This is a genomic window from Actinomadura viridis (assembly GCF_015751755.1).
GTDB lineage: Bacteria > Actinomycetota > Actinomycetes > Streptosporangiales > Streptosporangiaceae > Spirillospora > Spirillospora viridis.
The window spans coordinates 263,837-290,060 of sequence record NZ_JADOUA010000001.1; the positions used below are offsets into that span (position 1 = coordinate 263,837).

At 73.7% G+C, this 26,224-nt stretch carries 20 protein-coding genes and 1 riboswitch; of the genes, 7 read left to right on the forward strand and 13 right to left on the reverse strand.

Annotated elements, in window-relative coordinates:
- Positions 1 to 77: 77 nt before the first annotated feature.
- Positions 78 to 1,454, reverse strand: a complete 1,377-nt coding sequence (locus IW256_RS01075) for an aminotransferase class V-fold PLP-dependent enzyme (RefSeq protein WP_197009153.1) — start codon at positions 1,452 to 1,454, stop codon at positions 78 to 80.
- A gap of 60 nt (positions 1,455 to 1,514) precedes the next feature.
- Positions 1,515 to 1,630, reverse strand: a riboswitch (SAM riboswitch).
- 50 nt (positions 1,631 to 1,680) lie between these two features.
- Between IW256_RS01075 and IW256_RS01080 the strand changes: the two genes are divergently transcribed.
- On the forward strand, positions 1,681 to 2,061 hold the full coding sequence (locus IW256_RS01080) for a hypothetical protein (protein ID WP_197009154.1): 381 nt from the start codon (positions 1,681 to 1,683) through the stop codon (positions 2,059 to 2,061).
- Between the two features lie 190 nt (positions 2,062 to 2,251).
- Here the strand turns inward: IW256_RS01080 and IW256_RS01085 are convergent, their stop codons facing one another.
- From IW256_RS01085 to IW256_RS41990, 6 genes are all read right to left on the reverse strand, one after another.
- Positions 2,252 to 5,062 (reverse strand): transglycosylase domain-containing protein, encoded by a 2,811-nt coding sequence (locus tag IW256_RS01085; RefSeq protein WP_197009155.1) that lies wholly within the window; start codon positions 5,060 to 5,062, stop codon positions 2,252 to 2,254.
- A gap of 433 nt (positions 5,063 to 5,495) precedes the next feature.
- Complete coding sequence (locus tag IW256_RS01090; protein ID WP_197009156.1) at positions 5,496 to 6,629, reverse strand: FKBP-type peptidyl-prolyl cis-trans isomerase; 1,134 nt, start codon at positions 6,627 to 6,629, stop codon at positions 5,496 to 5,498.
- A 163-nt stretch (positions 6,630 to 6,792) separates the two neighbouring features.
- Entirely contained in the window at positions 6,793 to 7,401 is a 609-nt protein-coding gene (locus IW256_RS01095) for a TetR/AcrR family transcriptional regulator (protein ID WP_197009157.1), read from the reverse strand.
- Positions 7,402 to 7,828: 427 nt separating this feature from the next.
- Positions 7,829 to 8,251 (reverse strand): SPW repeat protein, encoded by a 423-nt coding sequence (locus IW256_RS01100; RefSeq protein WP_197009158.1) that lies wholly within the window; start codon positions 8,249 to 8,251, stop codon positions 7,829 to 7,831.
- A gap of 170 nt (positions 8,252 to 8,421) precedes the next feature.
- A complete protein-coding gene (gene dacB, locus IW256_RS01105; RefSeq protein WP_197009159.1) occupies positions 8,422 to 10,080 on the reverse strand; it encodes a D-alanyl-D-alanine carboxypeptidase/D-alanyl-D-alanine endopeptidase in 1,659 nt (552 codons plus the stop codon).
- 101 nt (positions 10,081 to 10,181) lie between these two features.
- Positions 10,182 to 11,252 (reverse strand): hypothetical protein, encoded by a 1,071-nt coding sequence (locus IW256_RS41990; RefSeq protein WP_197009160.1) that lies wholly within the window; start codon positions 11,250 to 11,252, stop codon positions 10,182 to 10,184.
- Between the two features lie 284 nt (positions 11,253 to 11,536).
- On the opposite strand from IW256_RS41990, the gene IW256_RS01115 reads away from it, so the two are divergent.
- From IW256_RS01115 to IW256_RS01125, 3 genes are read left to right on the forward strand one after another with little or no spacing between them, the layout of a single operon-like run.
- Complete coding sequence (locus IW256_RS01115; RefSeq protein WP_197009161.1) at positions 11,537 to 13,078, forward strand: phytoene desaturase; 1,542 nt, start codon at positions 11,537 to 11,539, stop codon at positions 13,076 to 13,078.
- On the forward strand, positions 13,075 to 14,163 hold the full coding sequence (locus tag IW256_RS01120; protein WP_197009162.1) for a phytoene/squalene synthase family protein: 1,089 nt from the start codon (positions 13,075 to 13,077) through the stop codon (positions 14,161 to 14,163). Before IW256_RS01115 ends, IW256_RS01120 begins: the two co-directional genes overlap by 4 nt.
- On the forward strand, positions 14,160 to 15,227 hold the full coding sequence (locus IW256_RS01125; protein WP_197009163.1) for a Rieske (2Fe-2S) protein: 1,068 nt from the start codon (positions 14,160 to 14,162) through the stop codon (positions 15,225 to 15,227). The genes IW256_RS01120 and IW256_RS01125 overlap by 4 nt, the downstream gene beginning before the upstream one ends.
- Here IW256_RS01125 and IW256_RS01130 read toward each other — a convergent pair.
- The 3 genes from IW256_RS01130 to IW256_RS01140 are packed head-to-tail and all read right to left on the reverse strand — an operon-like array spanning position 15,224 to position 18,872.
- Positions 15,224 to 16,831, reverse strand: coding sequence for an FAD-dependent oxidoreductase (locus tag IW256_RS01130; protein WP_197009164.1), 1,608 nt, complete (start codon positions 16,829 to 16,831; stop codon positions 15,224 to 15,226). The genes IW256_RS01125 and IW256_RS01130 overlap by 4 nt on opposite strands.
- Positions 16,828 to 17,577 (reverse strand): methyltransferase domain-containing protein, encoded by a 750-nt coding sequence (locus IW256_RS01135; protein WP_197009165.1) that lies wholly within the window; start codon positions 17,575 to 17,577, stop codon positions 16,828 to 16,830. The genes IW256_RS01130 and IW256_RS01135 overlap by 4 nt, the downstream gene beginning before the upstream one ends.
- Positions 17,574 to 18,872: a lycopene cyclase family protein gene (locus IW256_RS01140; protein WP_197009166.1), complete on the reverse strand. Its 1,299-nt coding sequence runs from the start codon at positions 18,870 to 18,872 to the stop codon at positions 17,574 to 17,576. Before IW256_RS01140 ends, IW256_RS01135 begins: the two co-directional genes overlap by 4 nt.
- Positions 18,873 to 19,066: 194 nt before the next feature.
- Between IW256_RS01140 and IW256_RS01145 the strand changes: the two genes are divergently transcribed.
- Positions 19,067 to 20,614, forward strand: coding sequence for an MFS transporter (locus IW256_RS01145; protein ID WP_197009167.1), 1,548 nt, complete (start codon positions 19,067 to 19,069; stop codon positions 20,612 to 20,614).
- 44 nt (positions 20,615 to 20,658) lie between these two features.
- Here the strand turns inward: IW256_RS01145 and IW256_RS01150 are convergent, their stop codons facing one another.
- Positions 20,659 to 21,849, reverse strand: a complete 1,191-nt coding sequence (locus IW256_RS01150; RefSeq protein ID WP_197009168.1) for a beta-1,3-glucanase family protein — start codon at positions 21,847 to 21,849, stop codon at positions 20,659 to 20,661.
- Positions 21,850 to 21,873: 24 nt separating this feature from the next.
- Positions 21,874 to 22,866 (reverse strand): glycoside hydrolase family 16 protein, encoded by a 993-nt coding sequence (locus IW256_RS01155; protein WP_197009169.1) that lies wholly within the window; start codon positions 22,864 to 22,866, stop codon positions 21,874 to 21,876.
- 259 nt (positions 22,867 to 23,125) lie between these two features.
- Here IW256_RS01155 and IW256_RS01160 point away from each other — a divergent pair, with 259 nt between their 5' ends.
- Positions 23,126 to 24,121, forward strand: a complete 996-nt coding sequence (locus tag IW256_RS01160) for a LacI family DNA-binding transcriptional regulator (protein ID WP_197009170.1) — start codon at positions 23,126 to 23,128, stop codon at positions 24,119 to 24,121.
- A gap of 147 nt (positions 24,122 to 24,268) precedes the next feature.
- On the forward strand, positions 24,269 to 24,598 hold the full coding sequence (locus tag IW256_RS01165; protein WP_197009171.1) for a hypothetical protein: 330 nt from the start codon (positions 24,269 to 24,271) through the stop codon (positions 24,596 to 24,598).
- Positions 24,599 to 24,611: 13 nt separating this feature from the next.
- On the opposite strand, the gene IW256_RS01170 is transcribed toward IW256_RS01165, so the two are convergent.
- Positions 24,612 to 26,222, reverse strand: coding sequence for an FAD-dependent oxidoreductase (locus tag IW256_RS01170; protein ID WP_197009172.1), 1,611 nt, complete (start codon positions 26,220 to 26,222; stop codon positions 24,612 to 24,614).
- Positions 26,223 to 26,224 lie beyond the last annotated feature (2 nt).

Genomic DNA, 26,224 nt, shown 5'->3' on the forward strand with positions numbered 1-26,224 from the left:
GCTACATGGGCGAACATGCCCAAAGCGCCTCGGTGACGCCCTGCCGGGTCCGTCGGAAGGCGGCGCGGCCAAGGATCCTATCGGCGCCCTCGCCCGTGCCCGGCGCGGGCGAGCCGCGTGAGGGCGTCCAGGAGCCGGTCGACGTGCTCCTCGTTCGTCCCGATCCCGAAGCTCGCGCGCAGCGCCGTGCCGTCGCCCTCCGCGCACTCCGGCCCGGCGCCGAGCAGGCGCCCGATGAACGGGTGCGCGCAGAACCTCCCGTCCCGGACACCGATGCCGTGGGTTCCCGACAGGGTAAGGGCAGCGTCGCGCGCGTTCCAGCCGTCCACGACGAACGACACGATTCCCACGCGCGGCGCGTGCTCTCCCCACAGCGCCAGCTCGCGCACCTCCGGGAGCGCGGCCAGCCCGCGGCGCAACCTGGCGAGCAGCTCCTCCTCGCGCCGGATCAGGCCCTCCCACCCGGTGGCCGCGAGGGTGTCGCAGGCGGCGGCGAGGGCGATGGCGCCCAGGACGTTCGGCGTGCCCGCCTCGTGCCGCCGCTCGGCGTCGGCGGACCAGCGGGTGGCGTCGCCGCGGTCGGTGACGGCCGCGCTCGCGCCGCCTCCCTTGAGGTAGGGCGGTGCGGCGCGCAGCCAGTCGGCACGGCCCGCCAGCACGCCCGCGCCGAACGGGGCGTACAGCTTGTGCCCCGAGAACGCGACGTAGTCCAGGTCGAGCGCGGACATGTCGAGCGGGCGGTGCGGGGCCAGCGGGGCGGCATCGACCGCGATGCGGGCGCCGTGCCGGTGGGCGGTGCGGGCCAGCTCCGCGATCGGCCAGATCTCGCCGGTCACGTTGGACGCGGCGGTGACCACCAGCAGCCGCGGCCCGGCGGGGGCCTCCGCCAGGGCACGGTCGGCGGCGTCGACCGCCTCGGCGGGGGTCGCGGGCGCGGGCAGCCGTACGGCGCGCTTCCAGGGGAGCAGGGCAGCGTGGTGCTCGGTCTCGAAGACCACGGTGGTGGTGCCGGGCGGTGCGGCGTGCGCGAGGAGGTTCAGCGCGTCGGTGGTGTTGCGGGTGAAGACGACCGCCGCGCGTTCCCACGCACCGAGGAAGCGGCGGACGGTGCCGCGCGCGTTCTCGTACGCCTCGGTGCTGACCTGCGACGCGTATCCGGCGCCGCGGTGCACGCTGCTGTAGTACGGCAGCGCGCGGGTGACGGCCTCGTGCACCGGCTCCAGACAGGGCGCGCTCGCGGCGTAGTCGAAGTTGGCGTAGGTGACGCTGCCGCCGTCGTCCAGGGGGACGACCGTGTCGGCGCCGATGACGCGCGGCTCCGGAGAAGGAGCGGAAAGGGGACGGGTCGGTGTCGGCGTTTCGGCCGCGCGGCGCGTCCTAGAACTCGGATGCGTGAAGGGACGAGCGGGAGAGGGGATGGCGTGCGTGGGCGTTGCGGTACCGGCAGGCGACATGCGGGCGACCCTCCGAGGTTCAGGGACCCCGTGCGGCCGATGTACGGCCGCGGAAGGCGGGATCCGCGCTTGCCGGGACGCGGTGTGCGTCCGGCCAGGTCCTCACCCGGGGCACCCCATCGCGGACGAAGGGTTGCCGGCCAGCAAGCCGGGGCTTGACGCTGGCGCTCATGACCTAGTGCGGAATTATAGGCGGATGCCGACGGGGATCAAGCGGGAGGGTGCGATGCGACACGAGGCGGTTCGGGTGCTCCGGGGAGGAGCGCTGATGCTCGGCGCCTCGGTACTGCTGGGAGGATGCGGCCTGCTCGGCGGCAACACCGACCAGGTGTGCGCCGACACCGGGAAGGCGTTCGAGCAGTACATGGCGCAGGTGAGAGGCGTGTCGGCGGCCGAGCCCGCGCAGTGGAGGCAGCCCACCGAGCAGCTCGCCACGCGCATCGACGGGCTGTCCCGCAAGGCCGACGACGCGAAGCTGAAGAAGGCTCTCAAGACCGAGGCGGACGGCCTGCGCGCCGCCGCCACGGCGATCGGGACCGGGGACGCCGCCCGGCTCACCGGCGTGATGGCCGGGGCCCCGAAGAGGATCGGCGCCGCCTGCTCCTGACGCCCGCGCTGCCGCGTTGCCGCGGGCGAGCCGCGGGCGAGCCGTCCTGACCGGCGGCTGCGGGTGGCAGGCGGCCGGGCGGTGGACGGCGGGGCGTGGACGGCGAACGGGAAGGGGCCGGGCGGTATCCGCCCGGCCCCTTCCTCGTCAGCTCCGTTCCGCCCGCGAAGGGCCCTACGGAACCACTGCTCTAATCCCTGGTCGCGGGACGCACAGGGCCGCCACCGCCGCCGCCTCCCGGATCGGGATCACCCGGGTCGGTGGGCGGTTCCGGATCGGTCGGGGGCTCCGGGTCGGTGGGCGGTTTCGGCGTGGACGGGATGCTCGGCGGCCCGGACGGCTGGGGGTTGGTCGGGCGCACCGGACCCGGCCGGAACGTCGGCTGGACGCCGGGCCGGTCGGAGGGCTGCCCGCCGGAACCGCCGCCCGGCATCGACGACGGCGACCCGAACGACTTCGCCTCGTAGCCCTTGATGCTGACGGCGTCCGTCATGTAGGCGTTCCAGATCCGCGCCGGGAGCGCCCCGCCGTACGTCCCGTAACCGGGGATGACCAACGGCTTGCTGTCGCTGCGGAACATCGACACCGTCGTGGCCATCTGCGGGATGAACCCGTTGAACCAGATCGCGCGGCCCTGGTCGGTGGTGCCGGTCTTGCCGGCCACGTCACGGCCGTCGGCCAGCCGCGCCCCGGTGCCGGTGCCGGCCCGGACCACCTGGCTCATCGCGTACGTGGCGTCCCGCGCGACCTGCGTGCTGAACACCCGCTTGCCCTTCTCGGTGAACGTGCGGATGTGCTCCTTGTTGTCGGTGACCGACTTCACCACGAACGGCGCGCGGAACACGCCCTCCCCGGCGAACGTCGCGTACACCCCGGCCTGCTGCACCGGGTGCACCGAGATCACGCCCAGCGGGAAGGTCGGGGCGGTGTTGGCGCCGTTGGTGGTCAGCTGGCTCCTGGGGATGCCCATCTTCTCGGCCATCTCGGTCACCTTGTCGAGACCGACCTTCTGGCCGATGTTGATGTAGGCGGTGTTGACCGAGTTCTGGGTGGCGCCGACCAGGTTGACGTAGCCGAAGCTGCGGCCGCTGTCGTTGCGCACCGGAGTGCCGTTGTAGTACTGCGGCGAGCTTCCGTCGACCGTGTCGTACAGCTTCATCCCGTCGTCCAGCGCGGCGGCCAGCACGATGGGCTTGAACCCGGACCCGGCCTGCGCCCAGTCGCCGAAGGAACTGCTCAGCGCCTCGGTGAGGTAGTCGCGCCCGCCGTAGAAGGCCTCCACCTCCCCGGTGTCCGGGTCGACCGACACCAGCCCGGTGCGGATCCTCTTGCTCATCCCGTCCGGGGTGGTGGAGGTCACCGCCCGCCGGGCCGCGTCCATGAGCCGCTTGTCGAAGGTCGTGGTGATCTTCAGCCCGCTGCGGTTGATCTCGTCCTCGCTGTAGCCGCGGCGCTCGATGAGCTCCTTCTTGGCCACATTGACCATGTAGCCCTTCTGGCCCTTGAGGATGTTGGTGATCTTCTGCTTGACCGGCATCGGGAACGTCATCGCGGCGGCCTCGGCCTCGGTGATCGATCCGTCCCTGATCATGTTGTGGAGCACGGCCCGCCAGCGCTGCTCGGCGTAGGCGCGGTTCTGGCCCTCGGGCTCGGCGAAATTGCTCGGCTGCTGGATCGCCGCCGCCAGGAACGCGCCCTCCGCCGCCGTCAGCTGGCTGACGTCCTTGTTGTAGTACGCCTTGGCCGCGGCCTGGACCCCGTAGGCGTCCCGGCCGAAGTAGATGGTGTTCAGGTACTGCTCGAGGATCCAGTCCTTGGACTTCTCCCGGCCGATCTTCAGGGAGACCATGATCTCCTTGAGCTTGCGGGAGGCCGAGCGCTCCTTGCCGATGCCGCCGTAGTAGTTGCGGACCATCTGCTGGGTGATGGTGGACCCGCCCTGGAGCTGCTCGCCGGTGACCGTGGACCAGAACGCCCGTACGGTGCCGGTGACCGAGACCCCGGGGTCGTCGTAGAAGCTGCGGTTCTCCGCCGCGATCACCGCGTTCCGGACGCCCTCGGGCATCTGCTTGATCGGCACGGCGTCGCGGTTGACCCCGGTCTTGGCGATCACCGTCTTGCCGTCGGCGTAGTAGAACGTGGGGCCCTGCGCGACGGCCTCCTGCTGCGGCGAGGGCACGGGCGTCATGAAGTAGGCGACGGCGAACGCGGCGACCACCAGGCCCAGGAACGCCAGCACGACGAAGAGCACCCGGCGCGCGTAGCGTACGGGCCTGCTGCGCTGCTTCTTGCGGCCCTTACCGCCGCCCTTGCCACCCTTGCCGCCCTTCTCGCCGGAGCCCTCGGGGGAGGCCGGGGGCGCGTCGGAGGCCGGGGGCGCGTCGGGCGGAGCGGCGGCCATGGCCGCAGCGGCGGTACCGGCTGCGGCGGTACCGGCCACGGCGGTGTCGGCGGGGTCGCCCGGTTCCGGGGCGCCGGGTTCGGGGGCGCCGGGTTCGGGGGCGTTCGGAGTGTCCGCCGCGGAGTCGTCGAGGGCCACGAGGTCGATGGCCGTCGTCTTCGCGCCGGTCGGCTCGGCGTCACCCGGCTCGGCGTCACCCGGTTCCGTGCCGAGCTTCGCGTCCTGTGTCGCGTCCTGTGTCGCGTCCTGTGTCGCGTCCTGTGTCGCGTCCTGTGTCGCGTCCGGCTCGGGATCACCCGGCTCAGGGACGGCCGTCGCGGTCGCTTCGGCGTCTGCCGCTTCGGCGTCTGCCGCTTCGGTGGCCGCTGCTTCGGTGGCCGCTGCTTCGGTGCCCGCCGGCTCCGTGCTGCTCGTCGGCTCGGGCTCGGATTCGGGCTCGGGCTCGGGCTCCGGTTCGGGGGTCGGGGCCGGGGCGCTCGTGGCCGAGGAGTCCGTGCCGTTTCCGGTCTCGGTCGTCGTCTCGGCGGCGGTGGCGGCGTCGGTTTCGGCGTCGGTTTCGGCGTCGGTTTCGGAGGCGCCGGGGGCGCCGTTCTCGTTCATGTTCGCGGCGATGTCGTTATTCTCGGATTTGTCGGATTGATTACTGTCCGCGGTGCTGTCTTTCGTCTTCTCGCCCGCGGATGCGGTGCTGGTCTCGTCGACGACCTGGGGTGCGTCCGGGCCGGCCTTATCCGGCTCGTCGGCCGCGCGCCCTCCCGGGCCCCCGTCAGTACTGCTCACAAGCCCCCCGTGATTATTCCGTGACCGACGATACCGGAGTGGTCCGCTGATCTCGGCGGGTCAAAGCACACTCCCATGGCTTCCCTCCATAAGGACGATCGGGAGGCCCGAACGGTTGTCGCATCGTTTTCGTGCCGTGCCGCGCCGTGCCGCGGGCGCCCAGGAACGTCGAACACGGCGGAGCATCCCCTTCCGGATGCCCCGCCGTGTCCGGCGTATGCGAGCGGCCGCCGTTCCCGTCGGCCGCGGACCGTCACTTGGGCATGGTGCCGAGAATGTCGACCACGAACACGGCGTGGTCGGTGCCCTTGATTCCGGCCTGGGGATTGCCTTCCTTGCCGTACCCGTCCTTGGGCGGCAGGACGAGCAGCACGCGGCTGCCGACCTTCTGGCCCTGCAGGCCCTTGAAGAAGCCGGTCATCCCCTCGGTGGAGTTGAGGGGGAACGTGGCGGGCTGGCCCTTCTCCCAGCTGGAGTCGAACTGCTTGCCGTCCCGCCAGATCAGCCCCTTGTAGTTGACCACCGCGGTGTCGTCCTTGGTGGTCACCGGGCCGGTGCCCTCGATGAGGGTCTTGACCTGCATCTTGCTCGGCGGGTCCACCTTGGGGATGGTGACCTTCGGGCCCTTGCCGGCCTCGCCCGCCTCGACCTTGGGCAGGTCCTCGTCGTCGAGCTTCTTCTCGGTGCCGCTCGCCTCGGCGTTCTTGGCGTAGTTCGCCAGCACGTCCACCACGAACACGACCCAGTCATTCGCCGCGAGCCCGAGCTGCGAACCCTGCTGGCCGAAGCCCTCAGCCGGCGGGACCCGCAGGATCAGCCGGCTTCCGGGGGTCTGCCCGACCAGGCCCTTGTCCAGGCCCTTCACCCCGCTGTTGCCGACGGTCAGCGTCACCACCTGCTGACCCGCGGGCCGCTCCCAGGACGACTCGAGCTTCTTGTTGGTGCTCTCGTCGGCCTTCTCGTCGGTGCCCTTGGACCACTGGTAGAAGGCGAACTTCACCATCGCGGTGTCCCCGTTGGCGATCTTCTCGCCGGTGCCCTTGATCTCCGTGTCGACGCTCAGCTTCCCGGCGGGGACCAGGTCCTTGGGAATGGTGACCTTGGGAGCCTGGCCCAGCGCGCCGGTGGCCGTGATCACAGGGCCGGGCCGGGTCGCGTAGTACGTCGTGCCCCCGGCGATGGCGAGCACGGCGACCGCGACGAGGGCGATCGTCACCCGCCTCTGCCGCTTGGCCTGCGCGGCGGTCTTGCCCGACGGGCGGGGGCCACGGCTGCGGCTGCCACCGCTGATCCCGTGCGGGGTGAACTCCGGACTCCGGATGTTCTTGGCGTTGGGCAGCTTGGCCTTGACCGCGCGCTCGCCCCGGGGCTTGTCATCCTCGGACATTTTTCCTCACTCGCTCCGGGCCTCGACGACACCACGAAGGTCACACCCTGCCACCGCGGACCTAAGGCGGCTGTGAAAACAGGGCAAAGATGGACCGGCTCCGAAATCTATCGGTCCCGCGACGCCCACCGGCAAGCCAGTGTGGTGGAGCCGGGCCCGTCTGTCATCCCGCCTCGCCCCGCGCGGCCCGGGACGTCCCGTCCCGGTCCCCGGAGCCGGCGAGCGCCCCGTGCAGGAAGATGGTGGTGATGGCGCTGCTGGCCTCCTCGACCACGAGCCGGCCCTGGATCACCCGGCCCACGGCGCCTTCGAGCAGGCCCAGGTAGATCTCGATGATGGTCGCCACCGGCAGGTCGGTGCGGAAGGCCCCCTCCGCCACGCCGCGCTCGAACAGCGTGTGCATCGGCACGATCAGCTCGCGTTCGAGGCTCTCGGTGTCGACGGGCGTCTTCTGGAAGAGCGTCAGTGCTCGCCACTTGCTGGCCGCCCCGACCACAGCCCGGGTCATCCGGGCGAGCCCCTCGGTCACCGGCGCGCCGGCCAGCCCGGCGTCGGCGACCCGCGCGATGAGGTCGGCGAACGCGGCGTCGTACAGCGCGCGCCGCAGGGCCTCCCGGTTGGGGAAGTACCGGTAGAGGGTGGCACGGGCCACACCGGCGGCCTCGGCGATATCGATCATGCTCGCCGAGTCACCGCGCTCGGCCAGCACGGCCGCCGCGGTCTCCAGCAGGCCGGAGGCCACGTGGTCGCGAAGGGCTGAGCTCCTGGTCATCACCAGCCGACCTTACATCGCTGTACTAAATATCGACGGTGCCGGCTCTTCAGCGAGACATATCGTCTCTATGTAGAGATGAAACGTTGATCTTGCAGGTGGGAAGCCCGGCCGGGGCCGGATCCGGCCACCACGCGTCCGCCCTTCCGTTGACTTGCGGCGAGTGTCCACTCGGGGCCGTCCACGGCGACGACTCGCCGCGAGTCAACGTCCTGGGCTCTGTTTCAAAGTCCCGGCCCATGGCGCTCGCCTGGCGGCTCGCGCCCTGACCGGGCCTGTGCGAGCGCGGCATCGCTTCGCGATCTGCCAGGTGAGGCTCGCCTCCGGCATCGCCCCACCTGCCAGCCAACGCGCTCGCGCGGTGGCTGAGGCCACTTCGAGACACGCCCTAGCCGTGTGTCTTCGATGGTTGTGCGGTGGGGTGCCGTCACCGGCGCAGCATGCCGACGGCCATCGCCCCGCAGCCGAACAGCACGATCAGGGCGCCCGTCACCACGTTGCTCCAGATGACCGACGCCGTGGGGGCGGGGCCGCTGACCGCCCAGGGGGACGCGATCGCCCACAGGCCGATCACCGGTGCCACCCAGGCCATGCCGTGCGTGCGCCCGTACGCGGAGGCGAACCCCACGGCCAGCAGCGCCACCGCGATCCCGATGATCAGGTCGTTGACGGCCAGGTTGGTGCGGCCGCTGAAGCCGACCACCCAGGGTGAGACCGCCAGGAAGAGGCCGGCGAGGCCGATCAGCCCGTCGACGCCCTGCGCCATGGGCCGCTGTCCCGCGACCTCGTACCGTTCACGCAGCTCTTGTATGTCGGGATGGTGCTCGATTCCGACGGAACGAGAGGTCATGTTGGTTCTCCTTCCGCTCGTTCCTCCGGCAGGACCTTCCTGTCTGGCGCTATGACTATCCGTATCGGGCGTAGATATCCGCGACCTACTGCAAAATTCGCATAAGGGTTGATTCCCACTAAACCCTGCAAAAGGGCTACTTCGCTCCGCGAGGGGACGTCCGGTGTGCGTCAGCAGGTCATCGTCCAGGTGCATTCGAGCGACGGGCCGGGGACCTGCCGGGCGGTGGCGCTGCGGCCGAGTGCGGCGGGCCCGCCGGCCAGCCGGACCGCGATCCGGTCCTCGATGTCCTTGGGCGCCCCGCCGGAGTAGCCGTTGAGGACGACCGAGAAGATCAGCCGGTGCCCCGACGGGTCGCGCACGTAGCCCGACAGCGCCGTGACGCCCGTCAGCGTCCCGGTCTTGGCCTGGACGCGGCCGGCCGCCGGGGTGCCCCCCATCCGGCCGGACAGCGTCCCGCCGGTCATCGGGTCGGGGTCGCCGGCGACCGGCAGGGCACGGAACCACGCCGGGAACCAGGTCCTGCCCCGCGCCTTGCCCAGCACCGCGGCGATGTCCCGCGGCGTCGTGCGGTTGGAACGGGAGAGTCCCGAGCCGTCGGTCAGTTCGAGCCGTCCGGGGGAGACGCCCTGGGACGCCAGATGGCGTTCGATCACCGGCAGCCCGGCCCGCCAGCTGCCCTCGCCCCGCGTCTCGCGCCCGATCGCCTTCACCAGGATCTCGGCGATGACGTTGTTGCTGAGCTTGAGGAACGGGGTGGTCAGCGCGGAGAGCGGCATCGACCGGCGGGTGGCGAGCGCGGCCCGCCCGGCGGGCGTCCGGCCGCGCCGGGTCGTTCCCGCGACCCGCACGCCGTGCGCCTCCAGCGCGTCGCGGAAGACGGCCGCCGCGTACAGCGCGGGCTCCTCCACCGTGCGCAGGCTCTCCACGGGCTTGCCGCCGGCCGGGTACGAGCCGCTGACGACGATCGTGTTGGCTCCGCGCGGCCGGGTGACCGACAGGGTGGACGGGGTGCCCGCCGCCCCGGTGGTGGCCCGGTTGTCGACGGTGACCACGTCCACCGGCGGGTCCAGCGCCACCCGGACCGGCCCGCCCGCCTCGCCCGGCGTGACCGTCACCTTGATCGAGCCCGCGTTGAACGCGTCGTCGGGCGCGATGGTCAGGGCGGAGATCTGGGCGGCGTAGGCGTACGGGAAGTCGGCGGGATCCCAGCCCGGCGCGGTGCGCTCGGCGTCGAACCAGGTGTCGTCCGCCACCAGGTCGCCCGTCACCTCGGTGACGCCCCGGGCCGCGACCTCGGCGGCGAGCCGGTCGTACTCGGCGGCCCGCAGGGTGGGGTCCCCGGTGCCCTTCAGGTAGAGGTTCCCGTGCACGGTGGAGCCCGCCCGGGCGTCGGCGCGCACGCTGGTGCGGAACCGGTAGCCGGGGCCCAGGATCGACAGGGCGGCGGTGGAGGTGTGGATCTTCTGGTTGGACGCGGGCATGAGCGGGACGCCGGAGCGGCGGTCGTACCGGACGCGTCCCGTCCGCGCGTCGCGCACCAGCACCCCGACACCGGCCCCCGTGAGGCGGGCGTCGGCCAGGATGGCGTCCAGATCGGCCGCCAGGTCGCCCGTGCGCGGCGCGGCGGCCGGAGCCTCGGCCGTGACCCGTGGCGCGGCGGCCGGAGCCTCGGCCGTGACCCGTGGCGCGGCGGCCGGAGCCTTGGCCGTGGCGCGTGGCGTGGCCTGCGCGTGGGCCTGGCCGGCGGGGAGGGCCGCGGCCAGCGCGATGCTCCCCCCACCGAGCAGCGCGGCGAGAACGGTGCCCGGCGATCGATGCGTCGGCATGATCAGGACACTAACCGCACGGTCCCCCTGCGGGAAGGCCCTGCCCGGCATGGCGCCACGTTGACTCGCCGCAAGTCAACGAGTGGGGGACGTCCGCCCGGCTAAGGGAGGGGTCTCGGGTAGAAGAGGATCGCGCCCAGCAGGTACGCGGCGGCCCGGTCCTGGGTGTCGTGGAGGACCTGCTTGCGGCGCTGCCCGTTCTGCAGGAAGAAGACCGACCACCGGCCCGCCTCGGGGACGAGGCTCCACGCGCCTTCCGCCGCCTGGTTGAAGTGGTACAGGGCGGGGTCGACGCCGAGCTCCCGCAGCCGGCGTTCCAACGTCGCCAGGGGGTCGTCGGTGACCGGGCCGGGCTGCCCCGGGTAGGGCGGCTGACCGGGCGGGTAGCCGCCGGGGGCCGGGCCGGGACCGGGCTGGAAGGCGTTCGGCAGCGGCGGGGGCCCGGCGTGGCCGGGCTGCGGCGGGTACGGCTGGTACGGACCCGGGAGGGGACCGTACCCCTGGCCGTATCCCGGCCCCGGTACGGGCGGCGGTCCCGGCTGACCCGGGTACGGCGCGGGCATGGGCGGCCCGGGGTAGGGCCCCGCCATGGGCGGCGGCCCCGCAGGGCCGGGACCGTAGCCGGGAGCGACAGGGTACGGCGCGCCCGGAGGCGGCGGCGATCCGGGAGGCGATCCGGGAGGAGGCGGCGATCCAGGGGGCGCGCCCGGAGGCGGGGGAGGCCCGGGATAGGGGCCGGGCTGCCCGTACGCGGCGCCCGGCGGGGGACCCTGCGGCGCCTGCCGTGCGGGCGGCGGGTCCGGCTCGCGCTGCCCCGTGGCGATCTCGATCGCGATGTCCTGCCGGGCGTCGTCCACCTCCGGGACCCGGTACCCCTGGGCACGGATGTGCTCGACCAGGTCGGGCTCCGGCGGGATGCCGTGCTTGTCCAGGTAGTAGTAGACGGCCCCGGCCCACACCCACGACCCGTCGGTCTTGAAGGCCAGCGGGACCTGGTCGCCGCGCGCCGGATCGACCTCGTCCGGCGCGTACGAGCGGGCCGAGAGCACCGTCGGGGCGTTCCTGAGGTAGGCGACGATCCGCTCGACCTCGGCTTCGGGGACCGCGGGGCGGGAGACCGAGGGAGGTTCGCCGCCCGACGCCGGGCGGTCGAACACACGGGCACTGCGCATGGAACCCGAAGATACACATCGCCCGCTCCCGGAACGGCCGGATCCGGGAGATGTCGATCTTGTCGGCGGCGGGTCCGGTCAGGGCCGGGCCGGGGCCGTGGAAAGCCCCGTGCAAGCCGTGTGAAAAAAGGGCCCGCCGTCCGCCCATCCTCCGTGGTGACGGCTCCGAACCATGGTTAGGACTGGACATCAGGGTAATCAGATGGCGGCCACCCGGACACGCGCGGTGGCGGTCAGGTCCGGCACGCCGTGCGTACGCGGCCGGACGCGGACGAGGGAGGCCGATGCGCGACGGGCGTGCCATGAGACGCACCACCGACCACGTGGTGGTCGTGGGAGCGGGACTGTCCGGCCTGTCGGCCGCGCTGCACCTGCTCGGCGCCGGGCGCCGGGTGACGGTGGTGGAGCGCGCGGCCGGGCCCGGCGGGCGGGCGGGAGTGCTCGACCTCGGCGGCTACCTCGCCGACGCCGGGCCGACCGTGCTGACGATGCCGCACCTGGCGGGCGAGGCGTTCGGCGCCGTCGGCGACCGGCTCGAGGACCGGCTGGAACTGGTCGAGCTGCACCCGGCGTACCACATGCGGTTCGCCGACGGCTCCGCGCTGGACGTCCACACCCGGGCCGAGGCGATGGAAGAGGAGATCCGCCGGTTCGCCGGTCCGCGCGAGGCCGCGGGCTACCGGCGGATGCGGGCCTGGCTGACCGAGCTGTACTCCGTGCAGATGCGGCGTTTCATCGACGCCAACTTCGACTCCCCGTTCCAGCTGCTCACCCCGGACCTGGCCCGGCTGGCGGCGCTGGGCGGCCTCGGCCGGCTCGGCCCGCGGATCGGCCGGTTCCTGTCGGACGAGCGGCTGCGCCGGGCGTTCACCTTCCAGGCGCTGTACGCGGGGGTCCCGCCCACCCGGGCGCTGGCCGCCTACGCCGTCATCGCCTACATGGACACCATCGCCGGGGTCTACTTCCCCCGCGGCGGCATGCACGCCCTGTCCCGCGCGCTGGCGGACTCGGCCGCCGACGCGGGAGGGGAGTTCCGCTGGGCCAGCGAGGTCACGTCCCTCGAACGGCGCGGCGACCGGGTCACCGCGGTGCGCACGGCGCAGGGGGAGCACATCCCCTGCGACGCGGTGATCCTCACCACCGAGCTGCCGGACGCCTACCGGCTGCTGGGCCACGAGCCGCGCCGCCCGGTGGCCCTGCGCCACTCGCCGTCGGCGGTCGTCCTGCACGTGGGCACCGACCGTACGTGGCCGGTGCTCGGGCATCACACCATCTCCTTCGGGCGGGCCTGGAAGCGCACGTTCGAGGAGATCACCCGCACCGGACGGCTCATGAGCGACCCGTCGCTGCTGATCACGCGGCCCACCGCGACCGATCCGAGCCTGGCCCCGCCCGGCCGGCACCTGCACTACGTCCTGGCTCCCTGCCCCAACACCGCCACCGGCCCCTCGGCCCGCGACTGGGCCGACCTCGGGCCGCGCTACCGCGACGCCCTGGTGGCCGAGCTGGAACGCCGGGGGCTCGACGGGTTCGGCGCCTCGATCCAGGCGGAACGGCTGGTCACCCCCGCCGACTGGACGGCCGGGGGGCACGCGGCCGGGACGCCGTTCTCGGTGGCGCACACCTTCGCCCAGACCGGCCCGTTCCGTCCCCGCAACCTCGTGCGCGGGGTCGGCAACGCGGTGCTGGCGGGCTGCGGCACGACCCCCGGCGTCGGCATCCCCACCGTGCTCATCTCCGGGAAGCTCGCGGCGGCCCGCGTCACCGGAGAACTGGTGCCGCGCGGAACGGGCGCGCGGCGGCTCCGGAAGGCCACCGCCCCATGACCCGGCGGGAACTGGACGCCGCGGGCGTCACCGACCCGGTGCTGCGCGACGCCTACGCCCGCTGCCGGCGCCTCAACGCCCGGCACGGCCGCACGTACTTCCTGGCCACCCGGCTGCTGCCGGTGGCGCGGAGACCCGCCGTCCACGCCCTGTACGGGTTCGCCCGCTGGGCCGACGACATCGTGGACGACCTCGACCCGGGCCTCACGCCGGCCCGGCGCGCCGCGGCCCTGGACCGGCTGGAGGAACGCCTGGCCGACGGGCTGCGCCGGGGCACCGGCTCTGAGCCCGTCGTGCGGGCGCTGGCGCACACGGCGGCGGTCTACGACATCGACCACCGGCATTTCACCGACTTCATGGCGGCCATGCGCAGTGACCTGGAGGTGACGCGTTACCGCACCTACGCCGAGCTGCGCGGGTACATGCACGGCTCGGCCGCGGTGATCGGCCTGCAGATGCTCCCCGTCCTCGGCACGGTGGTCCCGAGGGAGGAGGCGGCGCCGCACGCCGCCGCGCTGGGCGTCGCGTTCCAGCTCACCAACTTCCTGCGGGACGTGGGGGAGGACCTCGACCGGGGCCGCGTCTACCTGCCCGAGGACCTGATGAGCGCGCACGGCGTCGATCGCGAACTGCTGCTCTGGAGCCGCGCCACCGGGAGGACCGATCCCAGGATCCGGGCCCTCCTGACGGCCGCCGCGGACTTCACCCAGGGCGTCTACCGCGAGGCCGCCCCGGGGCTGGCGATGCTGGAGCCCGCCTCGCGCGCCTGCGTGCGGACGGCGTTCATCCTCTACCGGGACATCCTGCGCGTGATCGAGGAGGACGGGTACGCCGTGCTGCACCGGCGGGCCGTGGTGCCGCGCGGGCGGAGAGCGGCGGTGGCGCTCGGCGGCGGCGCGCGGGCGATCGCGGCCCGGCTGCGGGCTCCGGCGCCGCGACGACCGGCCCCACTGCGACGACCGGCCCCACTGCGACGGCCCGCACCCGCGCCGCCGCAACGGCCCGCACCCGCGCCGCCGCAACGGCCCGCGCCCGCCGCGCCGTCCCAGTCCGTACCGCCGGTGCTCACGGAGGGCCCCTCATGACCCGTGACGACGCGCGCCGCCGCCGTCCCCGGATCCCGCTGCGCCTGGGGCGCCCGGTCCGCTGGCAGGACCAGCCGCTGACCTGGCGGGAGGCCAAGCCCTCGATCATCACGGCCGCCCTGAAACAGGCCACCGCCCGGCCGTCGGGCAACTGGTACGTCCTGGGCGCCAGCCGGTCCATCGCCCAAGGGAAGAGGCCCTACGGCCGCACCATCGGGGGCGTGGAGGTCATCGCCTGGCGTGACCGGTCGGGGCGGTTGCGGGCCGGCCCCGGCGTCTGCCCCCATCTGGGAGCGCCCTTGCGGGACGCCCGGTTGGTGTGCGGCGCCGTGGTCTGCCACTGGCACGGGCTGCGTCTCGACGGTGAGCCCTACGCAGGGTGGGAGCCTTTCCCCGCCTACGACGACGGTGTGCTGGCGTGGGTGCGGCTGGACACGCTCGGCGGCGAGCCCCCGCTGGAACGTCCGGTCCTGCCGGTCCGTCCCGACCCGGCCCGTTCCCTGGACGCGGTGTTCGAGGCGGAGGGGGTCTGCGAACCCGAGGACGTGATCGCCAACCGTTTCGACCCCTGGCACGGGGCCTGGCTGCACCCCTACTCGTTCGTGGACCTGACCGTGCGGGAGGTCCCCCCGGCGTCCCCGGACGGCGGCGCGCCCGCCTCAGCGTCGCCCGCCTCAGCGTCGCCCGCCTCCGGGCCGGACGACGGGTTCGTGGTGGACGTCTCGTTCAAGGTCGTGGGCCGCGCGGTCGTCCCCGTCCGGGCGGTCTTCACCGCGCCCGAACCACGAACCGTGGTCATGCACATCACCGAAGGGGAGGGGCGGACCTCGGTGGTGGAGACGCACGCCACCCCGCTCGGCGAGGACGCGCGCGGCAACCCGCGCACCGCCGTCGTGGAGGCGGTCATCGCCACCTCCGAGCGTCCCGGCTTCACGGCGGCCCGGTCGGTCGCCCCGCTGATGCGCCCGCTGATCCGGCAGGTGGCCGGGCGGGTGTGGCGGGACGACCTCGCCTACGCCGAGCGCCGCTGGGAGCTGCGCGCCTCGGGACGGTTCCCCGGTTAGGCCCGCGCGGGAGCCTCGGGGGCGCCGGGAGTCCTGGAGGCCCGTTCCACCCTCGGGGCCAGCGCGGCCACCGTACGGAGCAGCCGCGACCGTCCCCGGCGGGGGACCGTCCACAGCGTCTGCCCCCGGACGCCCCACCCGGACAGCAGGGCGTTCGAGGCCTGGAAACCGGTCGTGGCGGCCCGTTCCATCAGCGCCACCGGCAGCTCGGTCCGGACCAGGTCCCCGGCCACCATGACGCACGGGTCGGGGGTCCGCACGGTCGGCCTGCCGCCGTGGCCCCCGGTCGCGAACATCGGGCAGTCCTCCCGCCACACGTGCCGGACGCCGACCACCCGCGCGTCCCGCGTCTCCGGGTAGACGCGGTGCAGCTGCGCGACCAGCCGTTCCTCCTCGGCGCGGCGATCGGCGTCCGGGTCCACCGCGTAGGCGTGCAGCTCGACGACCGACCCGCCCGTGCGCGCCGCCCACCGGGCCGCCTCGCCGTCCCAGCGTTCCAGCACGCTCACGTTGTCGAGCGAGGGGAAGCCGCCGGTGCCCAGGAAAGCGGCCCGGTCGGCGCGCGCCGGGCGGTCCAGCCACAGCCGCGACACCAGGAACGGCGGCGCGGTGCGCAGCCGGTCCACGCGGTCCCGCCAGGCCCGGTCGCCGAGATCCGGGGACCGCGCGACGACGCCCCGCAGCCCCTCGGTGTCGAGCGCGAGGACCACGCCGTCGTAGGACTCCCGGGCCTCGCCGGCCACCACGTCGGCGCCCCCGCCCGGCCTCGGCAGGACGGCGTCCACCGGCGTACCCGGGCGCAGCCGCGTGCCCCGGCCCTCCAGGTACGCGGCGAGGGGGTCCCAGAGCGCCTGCGGGAACGGTTCGCGGGGGACGTCGAACAGCAGCCCCTCGGCCGACCCCAGGAAGTAGATGTGGAACATCAGGGCCAGCTCGGCGGCCGACAGCCGCGCCGGATCGGCGAAGAAGCTGCGGGAGAACACCTCGAAGGCCAGGTGCCGGGCCGCCTCCGGGAAGCGGATCGCGTCCAGGAAGTCCGCGGCGCTGGTGCCGTCGAGCCGCCGGTAGATCTCCGGGACGCTGACGTCCAGCAGCGGCAGCGCGGCCACCGGATCCATCCGGGCCAGATCGCGCCAGCCGAAGCTGGGGCTGAGCGCCACGAACCCCAGCGCGCTCCAGGGCGGCGTCCGGGGCACCTTGGCGAACCCGTCGGTCCGGCCGTCGCTGTGGAGCAGCGGGTAGTCCGGCAGGCCCGTCAGCATGCCGAGCCCGCCGTCCGCGCGGCGCAGCAGCCCGCGCAGGTTGTAGTACTGGCGGAAGAAGGCGTGGAACCCGCGGGTCATGGTGGCGGCCGAGCCGTCGGCCAGCGTCACCGGCCACCCGGCGACCCGGCCGCCGAGCACCGGCTCGCGCTCGTACACCGTCACCCGCGCGCCGCGTTCGGCGAGCCCGGTCGCGGCGGCCAGGCCCGCGATGCCGCCGCCGACGACGGCGACCGCGGGCGCGTCCCCGGTGAACCGGGCGCGTCCGGCGGGCGCGGGGACGACGGTGGCGCGCCGGTCCCGGCCGCGCCGCGCGACCCCGGCGGCGGGGCGCCCGGTCACGGCCGGCCCGCCTCGGGCGCGGTGGCGCCGCCGTCCACCGCCACGCGGCCGACGACGGTGTGGATGATGCCCGCGTGCCAGCCGGGCATGGGCAGGACGCGCGTGTCCCGGAATCCCGCACGGGCGAGCCGCGCGCCCAGCGCCGGGGCGGTGTCGAAGTCGGCGACGCTGCGCCGCAGGTGGCGGTAGAGCGGGGCGTCGCCGGCGAGCGTCCCGGCCGGGGTGATGATGGTGCGGGAGACGGCCCACCACACCGCCCGGTGCGGCAGCGCGCCGCTGAGCGCGTAGTCGTGGACGGCCAGCCGCCCCAGGGGCGGTGCGAGCATGGCGCGGAGCGAGCGCAGGACGGTGTCCGGGGACGCGACGTTGCGGAGCAGGAACGCGGCGAACGCGGCGTCGAAGGGCCCCTCGACGCCCGCCTCGGCCATCTTCTCGGCGGGCGCGTGCACGAACCGCACGTTCGGGGGCCAGCGTTTGGCGGCGGCGCGTTCCAGCATGCCCGCCGAGGCGTCCACCGCGGTGATCTCCGCGTGCGGGGCGATCCGGACCAGCGCGGCCGTCGAGGCGCCGGTGCCGCAGCCGAGGTCCAGCAGCCGCAGTCCCGCGCCGCCGCCGGGCAGGCCCAGGCGGCGGGCGGACCGGCGCAGCGCGGCATGGTAGCCGGGGGCGGCCCCGACGAGCCGGTCGTAGCTGCGCGCGCCGCGGTCGAACGCGGCGGCGAGTTCCTGGTCGCGTAGCAGGCTCAAGGTCTCTCCTCGCTGGGGGAGGTGGATTCGGAAGCGGCCGGGCGGCCGGGCGCGGCCGGGACGTTCCTGCGCGGCAGCAGCGGCAGTTCCGCCACGGTACGCAGCATCGGGACGATCGGGGTGCGCAGCCCGATCGCGATGTCCTCCCCCAGGCGGGTGTCACCGTCGAGGAAGCGCAGCAGCCGCTCCGCCGGCGTCGTCCGGAAGAGCCCGGTGAAGAACTCGGTGCCGTCCGCCCGGCCCCGGTCCAGCAGCCTCAGCATGACCGCGTCCATCGCCCGCGCCCGCGGGGAGTACGGGGGCGGCGGCGCGGGCACGTCCCCGCGCTCGTAGGCGGCGGCGATGGCCCGGCTCTGCCGCTGCACCGCCGCGAACGTGTACCCGGTGGACGGGCGGGTCGCGCCCCCGGCCGTGCCGATCCGGAAGACCGAACGCCCGGCCCGCCGCGGGAACACCGCGTCGGTCATGGGGATCACGCCCTGCTCGTGGCCGCGCACCTCCAGCGGGCCGATGCCGAGCACCTTGCGCGTGTAGTGCAGCAGCGCCTCCTCGTAGGCGCCCTGGCTCAGCGGCTTCGGGGAGAACTCCGTGTACTCGATGAGGGCGTCCCTGGGGCCGAACGGCAGCACGTAACCGAACGAGAGGCCGCGCGGCGGCTGGGGCGTCCGGAAGTCCATCAGCGACACGACCTCGGGGTCGAACGCGGGGAACGCCGTCCGCACGAACCAGCCCCGGAAGTGCTGCAGCAGCGTGCTGCGGGCCCGCGGCAGCTCGCGCGGCGGGCGCGAGTCGTACACCCAGCGGGCGCGCAGCCTCAGCCGCCGTCCCCCCGCCGCCGTGCCGTCCACCTCGGCCCCGCCGGGCAGGTCCCGTACCGCGTGGACGTCGGCGCGCACCGTGCGCACCCCAGGCAGACCGGACAGGCCGCGCTCCACCAGCTCCTCGAAGGCGCTCGAGCGGAGCATCTTGTAGCGGAACGGGGAGATGCCCTTCACCACCGCGTCGCCGTCCCTGCCGACCACCCGCAGGCGGTCCCAGGACGCCACGACGGCCTCCTCGTACTCGCTCTCGCCCTTCTCCCAGAAACACCAGGTGCGTTCGGGCGGGCGCAGCGACTCGTCGAGGGCCTCCACCAGGGTCACCGTGGGCGCCTCCCCCCGCCGTCCCGGCGGCCCCGTCCTGGCGAGGTGGTGCGCCAGCGACAGCCCGGCGGCACCGGCACCGATGATGACGACGTCCGAATCGAACCCCTGCGACTCGTCCCCGTGCGACTCGACCCTGTGCGACTCGACCATGCCCCCGCGTCCCACCCCCGCGCTCCCGGATCCGCACGCTCGGGCGAGGCGCGCTCGCCGGGCTGCACCCCAACATCTATCCCAATCCGCGCGTCCCTAACGGCCGGCGACCCGCGTGTGATCCAGCCGAGGCCGGACGGGCGTCCGGCGCGGGAGACGCCGGAACCGCCACCGATCGATTACTCTCCGTGGTCATGGCTGGATCGTCCATGGCCGACACCGGCCCCCCGCCGCTGCGGTGGGTCTCCCTGGCCGCGATCTGCACGGCCGCGGGCATGGTCTGGCTCGCCTTCGGCGATCTGGGCGTGGCCCTCCCCGTCATCGCCGACGAGTTCACCACCTCGCTGTCGACGCTCCAGTGGGCGAACAACGCCTTCAGCCTCGTCACCGGAGCGCTCGTGATCGCCGCCGGCCGGTTCGGGGACATCTTCGGGCGGCGCCGGATGCTGGTGCTGGGCCTGGTGCTGCTGGCCGCGTTCTCCGTCCTGGCCGCGCTCGCGCCCGGCGCCGGATGGCTGGTCGTCGGCCGCGGGCTCATGGGCGTCGGCGCCGCCCTGATCCTGCCCGCCTCGCTCGCCCTCATCCCGCCCGAGTTCTCGGGCCGGGCGGAGATCACCGCGTTCGGCATCTGGCAGGCGGTGGCGTGGGGAGGGCTGTCCATCGGCCCCGCGATCAGCGGGGGCGTCACCGAGGCGCTGGGCTGGCGCTGGCTGTTCTGGATCAACCTGCCGCTCGCCGCCGTCACGCTCGTGGCCGTCCGGCTCACCACCCGGGAGTCGCGCGACCCCGGCGCGTCCCGCCGCGTCGACTGGCTGGGCCTGGCCTGCATCGGAGCGGCGGTGTTCGCGCTCCTGTACGCGCTGACCGAAGGCCCCGCCGCGGGATGGACGGACCCGGTCGTGGTCGGGCTGTTCGCGGCCACCGTGGTGTTCGCGGTCGCGTGGTTCCATGTCGAACGCCGCGCCCGCGATCCGCTCGTCGACCTGCGGCTGTTCCGGCGGCGGACCTACGACGGGGCGCTCACGGCCAACCTGACGATGAACCTCGCGTTCTCCGGCATGAGCTTCCTCCTCGTCCTGTGGCTGGAGAACACCCGCGGCTACAGCCCGGTGGAGGCGGGCCTGCTCATGCTCCCCGCCACGTTCGGTGTCTTCGCGTTCATCCCGCTCGGGGGACGGATGGACGCCCGGCGCGGCGGCCGGCCGCCCGCGGTGGGCGGGCTCGTCGTGGCGGCCGCCGGCCTGTTCCTGCTCGGCTTCCTCGGTACGGAGACCCGCGTGTGGTTCCCGGTCGCCCTCTTCATCATCGGGCTCGGCCTGGGGCTGGTGAGCACGCCCGTCGCCAACACGGCCGTCGGGGACGTCCCCCGCGACCTCGCCGGGACCGCCGCGGGCGTCTTCAAGATGTCCAGCATGCTCGGTGGCGCGCTCGGGGTCGCCGTCCTCACCGCCTTCGCCCGCGGGCTCACCGAGAACGCGGCGGCCGGGGCGGTGGCCCGGTCCGGGCTCACCTCCGCGGAGATCGCCCAGGCCCGGGAGGCGCTGGTGAACTCCTCCTCCTTCAAGGACGCCCTCGCGTCACTGCCGCCCGATCTCAGGGCCGCCGTCGTCCGGGCGGTCACCGACGCGTTCGACACGGGCGTCGCCCGCACCATGGTCGCCACCGCGATCCTCACCCTCGCCGCGACCGTGCTCGCCTTCTTCCTGTGGCCGCGCGGGGTGGAGAAGCCCACGCCGGAATGAGGACGCGCGATCCGGGCCACCGCCCGGATCGCGCGCCGGGACCGTCAGAACGGGGTCAGGGTGATGGCGGCGGAACGCGGAGAACCGTCATGGACCAGGGACTCGAACCCGCCCACGTCGTCGAACGGGAAGCCGTAGGCCCGGCCGTCGGCCATGTGCTCGTGGATAGTCCGCGAGTAGTGATTGGCGATGTCGCGCGTGTAGAACCCGGCCGGGTCGTAGGTCGGCTGGGTGTGCAGGTAACCCAGCGTCGAACGGTGCAGGCCGGCGCAGAGCGTGCGGGCGATCGGTCCCACCACGGGGTCGTTGGGGGCCAGGAGGGCGCCGTCGCAGCCGAACACGTCCTTGGTGGAGGGCCTGGTGAACGAGGCCACCCTGGCACCGGTGCCGTCGGTGAAGTGCAGGACGCCGTCGTCCCCGGTCCGGCCGAGGAACCGCCGGTCCGGCTCGTTCTGGAACGGGACGACCGTCAGCGTCCGGTTCCGGTACGCGTCCCACGCGCTCGCGATGTAGCCGTCCAGGTAGGTGGGGCTGAACACGCCCGTCCCGATGCCCTTGGCGGGGGACAGGACCCGCAGCGGCGTCCCGTCGGCACCGGTCGTGATCAGCTTCGGCCAGTCGCCCGGCATGTTCCGCAGCGCGTCGATGATCCCGTTCCGGCCGCCCGGCTTGAGCAGGCCGGTCCGCCTGGTCACCCCGGCGTCGCTCGTCACGGCGACCGCGTGCGGGACGCTGAACATGTCGACCTGCGAGCTGTTCAGCCACAGCCCGCTGCCGTCGTAGGTGAACTCGCTCCAGTCGAAGAGGGTGGTGTGGTCGGGGTCGGCGGGGTTCCACGGCGCGGGCTGCACGAGCCCGTCCGGTGTCAGCGCGAAGCTCAGCTTCCGGTCGAACGAGAAGTACATCCGGCCGGAGAACCCGCGCGGGACCCGGAGCGTCGTGGTCGCGCCCGGGCCCGGCCCGCCGATCGCGACGTCCGGGGCGGGGCTCGGCGGGTTCGTCCCCGCCGGCCACGGGCTGAACGCGCCGGACGCGTCGACGTGACCGAGCCTGCCGGAGGAGAGTTCGACGCCGACCACGTACAGGTGGATCTGCTCGGACCGCCCCGAGTCATTGGTCACGTCCACCGGGAGGACGTCCGGTGGCGCGGCCGTCGCGGGGGTCGCCGGGGAGAAGGCGAGCACTCCCGCGACCACGGCGGCCAGCCCTCGGAGGGCCATTCTGGAAATGCGCATGGGATTCCTTACGGGGATGCGGGCTCAGGAACGCTTGGCGGCCGAGGCGCCGTTCTGCCAGACGGCGACGTAGTCCACGACCATGGGCCGTCCCGGGACGGTGTCGGCGGTCGGTGTGGCGTGCCCGGCCACCCCGTTCGGGAACGCGCCGCCCATCGCCACGTTCAGGAGCAGGAAGTAGCCCGCGTGGCCGGTCATGTCGTTCCAGGCGGCGTCGCCGACCCGGTCCTGGGAGACGGAGTGGTACTGCTCGCCGTCCACGTACCAGCGCAGCCGGTTGGGCGTCACGCCGCGATCCCATTCGAACCGGTAGGTGTGCATCCCGGACTGGCACGTCGTGCCCGGGCAGGGGCGGCTGCTCCCGATCCCGTTGCTCTCGTCGCACGGGCCGCCGGGATTGGTGCCGCAGTGCAGCACGCCCCAGACGGAATCGATCCCGTTGACGTTCTCCATGATGTCGAATTCACCGATCGACGGCCAGTTCTGGTAATTGCCGCGGTACGGGGAGCCCAGCGCCCAGAAGGCCGGCCAGTAGCCCAGGGCCTGGGGGCCGGTGACGCCGGGCATCTGGATCCGGCCCTCGATGCGCAGGACGCGGCCCTCGGCGGGCTTGAAGTCCGTACGGCGCGTCTCGACGCGCGAGGAGGTCCATTCCCCCGACGCCGACTTCAGCGGGGTGATCCTCAGGTTGCCGGCGCCGTCCAGGCCGACGTTCGCGGGGTCGGCGGTGTAGCGCTGGATCTCGCCGGTGCCCCAGTTGGGCGGCCCGCCGGGATAACCGTGACCGGTGCTGATGAGCCAGTTCTCCGGCGAGGGCGGCGCGCCGGCGGCCCCGTCGAAGTCGTCGGCCCACACCAGGCTCCAGCCCTGGGGCGGCGGCGGGACCGAGGCGGCGGCGGGGGGCTGCGCGAGCGCCGCCGGAAGGACGGCGAGGGCGGTGAGGGCCGCGAGGGCTTTCCTGCGCCTGCGGCGGAGTACGGGCGTGCGGGTGAGGCGATGCCTCCAGGGGAGCGTCATGGCGGGGGCCTTCCACAGCGGGGGGCGGGGGACGGGGAAGGTGGGCCGGCACCTGCGGACCGTCAATGTGACTCCCCGGAAAGGGCCTGTCAAGGGTTCCCATGTCCGGAGAGCGCTCTCAAACCAACGTCCCAAAAAGACCGAATCCCCATTTCCTCGCTTCTGACCAGTGTTGATGATGCGATGGAGAAATGACTGCCTCGGAGAGCGCTCTCACGCCCGGCCCGGCCCCGTTCGTCACGGACCGGGGGCCCACGGCATGAGACGTCCCACCCTGGAGGCCGTGGCGGCCCGGGCGGGGGTCTCCCGCGCCACCGTGTCGCGCGTCGTCAACGGCTCGGCGTCGGTGAACCCGGAGATCCGCGCCGCCGTGCTGCGCGCGGTCGACGAGCTCGGCTACGTCCCCAACTCCGCGGCCCGCAGCCTGGTCACCCAGCGCACCGACGCCGTCGGCCTGGTCGTCTCCGAGCCGCCCTCCCGGGTCTTCTCCGACGACCCGTTCTTCTCCGTGGTGGTACGCGCGGTCAGCCAGGAACTGGAGAGCGCCGACAAGCAGGTCGTCCTCATGCTCGCCTCCTCGCCCGCCGGGCAGGCCCGGGTCGAGCGGTACGTGGCGGGAGGGCATGTGGACGGCGTCATCCTGCTGTCGCTGCACGGCTCGGACCCCCTGCCCGCCGCCCTGGCCCGGACGGGGCTGCCCGTCGTCTCGCACGGCCGTCCCGCCTCCACCGACCGCCTGCCGTACGGCGACTGCGACAACGTCGGCGGCGCCCGGGCCGCCGTCCGGCACCTGCTGGAACGGGGCCGGCGGCGCGTCGCCACCATCGCCGGCCCGCCCGACATGACCGCCGGAACCGACCGGCTCGCCGGATACCGGGAGGTCCTCTCCGCGGCCGACCGCCGTTCCCTGGCCGCACTGGGCGACTTCACCCGGGAGTCGGGCGCCGCGGCCATGCGCCGGCTCCTGGAGGACGACCCGGATCTGGACGCGGTGTTCGCCGCGACGGACCTCATGGCGATCGGCGCCCTGCAGACCCTCCGCAGGACCGGCCGCCGCGTGCCCGACGACGTCGCCGTCGTGGGGTTCGACGACATCGAGGCGGCGCGCTTCACCGACCCGCCGCTGACCACCGTCCGCCAGCCGATCGCCGAGGTCGCCCGGGCCATCGTCCGCATGCTGCTCGCGCAGGACCCCGCCCACCGCCAGGAACCCGTCATCCTCCCCACCGAACTTGTCGTCCGCGAATCCTCCTGACGGAACGCCACGCCTATCATCCCTGCATGAACCCGCACGGAAAGGTGTGATTCGGTGGTGCGGCGGTGTTGTGATGGCGCGGCTCTCGAGCCGTTGCTGAACCTGACCGAACGGGGTGTGCCGCACGGCGGCGGGGGCCATAGCGTCGTGCACGACTACACCCGGGTACTGCGCTGCGGAGCCTGTGGCGGGGGCGTGGTCGAACACCACTCGCACGACTGCTGGGATACCGGCGACCACTCGTCCTGGGACATGTACTGGTGGTGGCGCATCGACCCGGCCGACATGGGCGTGGTCACCGAGCTGGCGGCACGGTGTCCCGCGCCGCTGGACTCCGGCTGCGGCTGTGAGGTGCACCGCGGGCTCGGGCAGGCCGGCCCGCCGAGGCAGGCCCCTCCACGCGAGACTCCCTACGAGCAGGGCCCGGTGCCCGAGACCAGGGTGCGTATGGACGGCGGTGTCCCGCGCTGGGCCTAGCGACGCGTGCGGGTCAGGGCTCCTGCTCGACGAGCTGCGGTACGGCGGGATGCTCCCCGCACGGTGTCGTACGGACGTCCTCGGGCCAGGCGAGCGTCACCCCGAGCACGCCGGTGAGCAGCCGCTGGAAGTCGGCCAGCCGGGCGGCGTCGGCACGGATCTTCCTGGGCGGCAGGCCGGTGGCCAGCGCCTGCGCGGCCAGCGCGCCGGCCGCCTCGCCGATGCTCCACTCGACCGGGTGCAGCCGGTAGCAGCCGTTGGTGATGTGGGTCGTGCCGATGTTCTTGCCCGCCGGGAGGAGGTTGTCGACGCGCTGGGGCAGCAGCGCGCCCAGCGGGATCTGGAACGGGTAGCAGTCGACGTCCACGTAGGTGCGGCCCGAGGTGCTGGGGTGCAGGTCGATCCGGTACGAGCCCAGGCCGACGCTGTCGGCGAAGACCTCCGAGCCCCGGAGCGGGCCGCGCGCCTGGACGCCCACATGCTGCTCCACCACGGTGAACTCGGCCCTGATCCGCCGGGACTCGCGGATGTACGGGGCCTTGGCCAGGCCGTCGGGGGTGTCCACGAGGTCGGGCCGCAGCCGGAGGCCGGGATGGCCCGCCTCGGTCTGCATCCAGTACAGGAACGACAGCGACAGGTCGCGGGCCCCGGCCAGGGCCTTGTCCCGGTCGGCTCCGGGGCCGACCAGGGGCAGGTCCCAGTAGTCGATCTGGGGCCAGTTCACCAGCGTGACGTCGTGCGCGATCACGCCCGGCTCGTACTGGCCCGCCGCGACGATCCGCCGGTAGTGCCACAGGTCGTGCGCGCCGGGGACGTGGCCGCCGTCGTGGAACAGCCCGCGCGTCCGGACCGACAGGCCGATCGGGTCGACGTCCGTCCACGACAGCTGCGGGCCGGGCCAGAAGGACGGCTCGTACGTGCGCCAGTGGTCGTAGCCGGCGGGCTTGTCGATCGTGTGGTCCTCGCCCGGCCGGTACTCCAGCGGGAAGCACCAGCTGATCGCCTGCTGGTCCAGCGGATCGGGCCGCTCGGCGGCGTGCGGCTCGCCCGTCTCGGCCGCGCCCTCGGCCCCGACCACGTGCTCGGTGCCGGTCAGCGGCAGCAGGTCGCCCAGCTCGGTGGCGTCCACGACGTAGTCGGCCTCGATCACCACCTCGGTGCCGTCGGGCCGCCGGAACGTGACCGCCTCGACCCGGTCCCCGGTCCCCTCGGCGGCGACCGGGGCGTGCCGGAGCAGGACGGTGATCAGCCCGGCCGTCCGGTACGGGGCGAGCAGCTCGTCCAGGACGGCCACCGCGACCCGCGGTTCGTGGCAGAGCCCGCTCACCACGCCGAGACCGGGGTTCAGCAGGCGGTCGGCCGCGACCCCGGCCCGCAACGGGTAGTTGCGCCGGTAGTAGTCCCGGATCCGGGCGCGCAGCGCCCGGTAACCGGTCGAGGCGTACCGGGACTCGATCCACGGGTTCTCGTCGGGCGGCACGGCCTGGCTGGTGAGCTGGCCGCCGAGCCAGTCGGTCTCCTCGGTCAGCACCACCCGGTGGCCGAGCCGGGCCGCGGTCAGCGCGGCGGCCACGCCGCCGAGCCCTCCGCCGGCGACCAGCACGGCGGTCCGTGTCTCAGGCATGG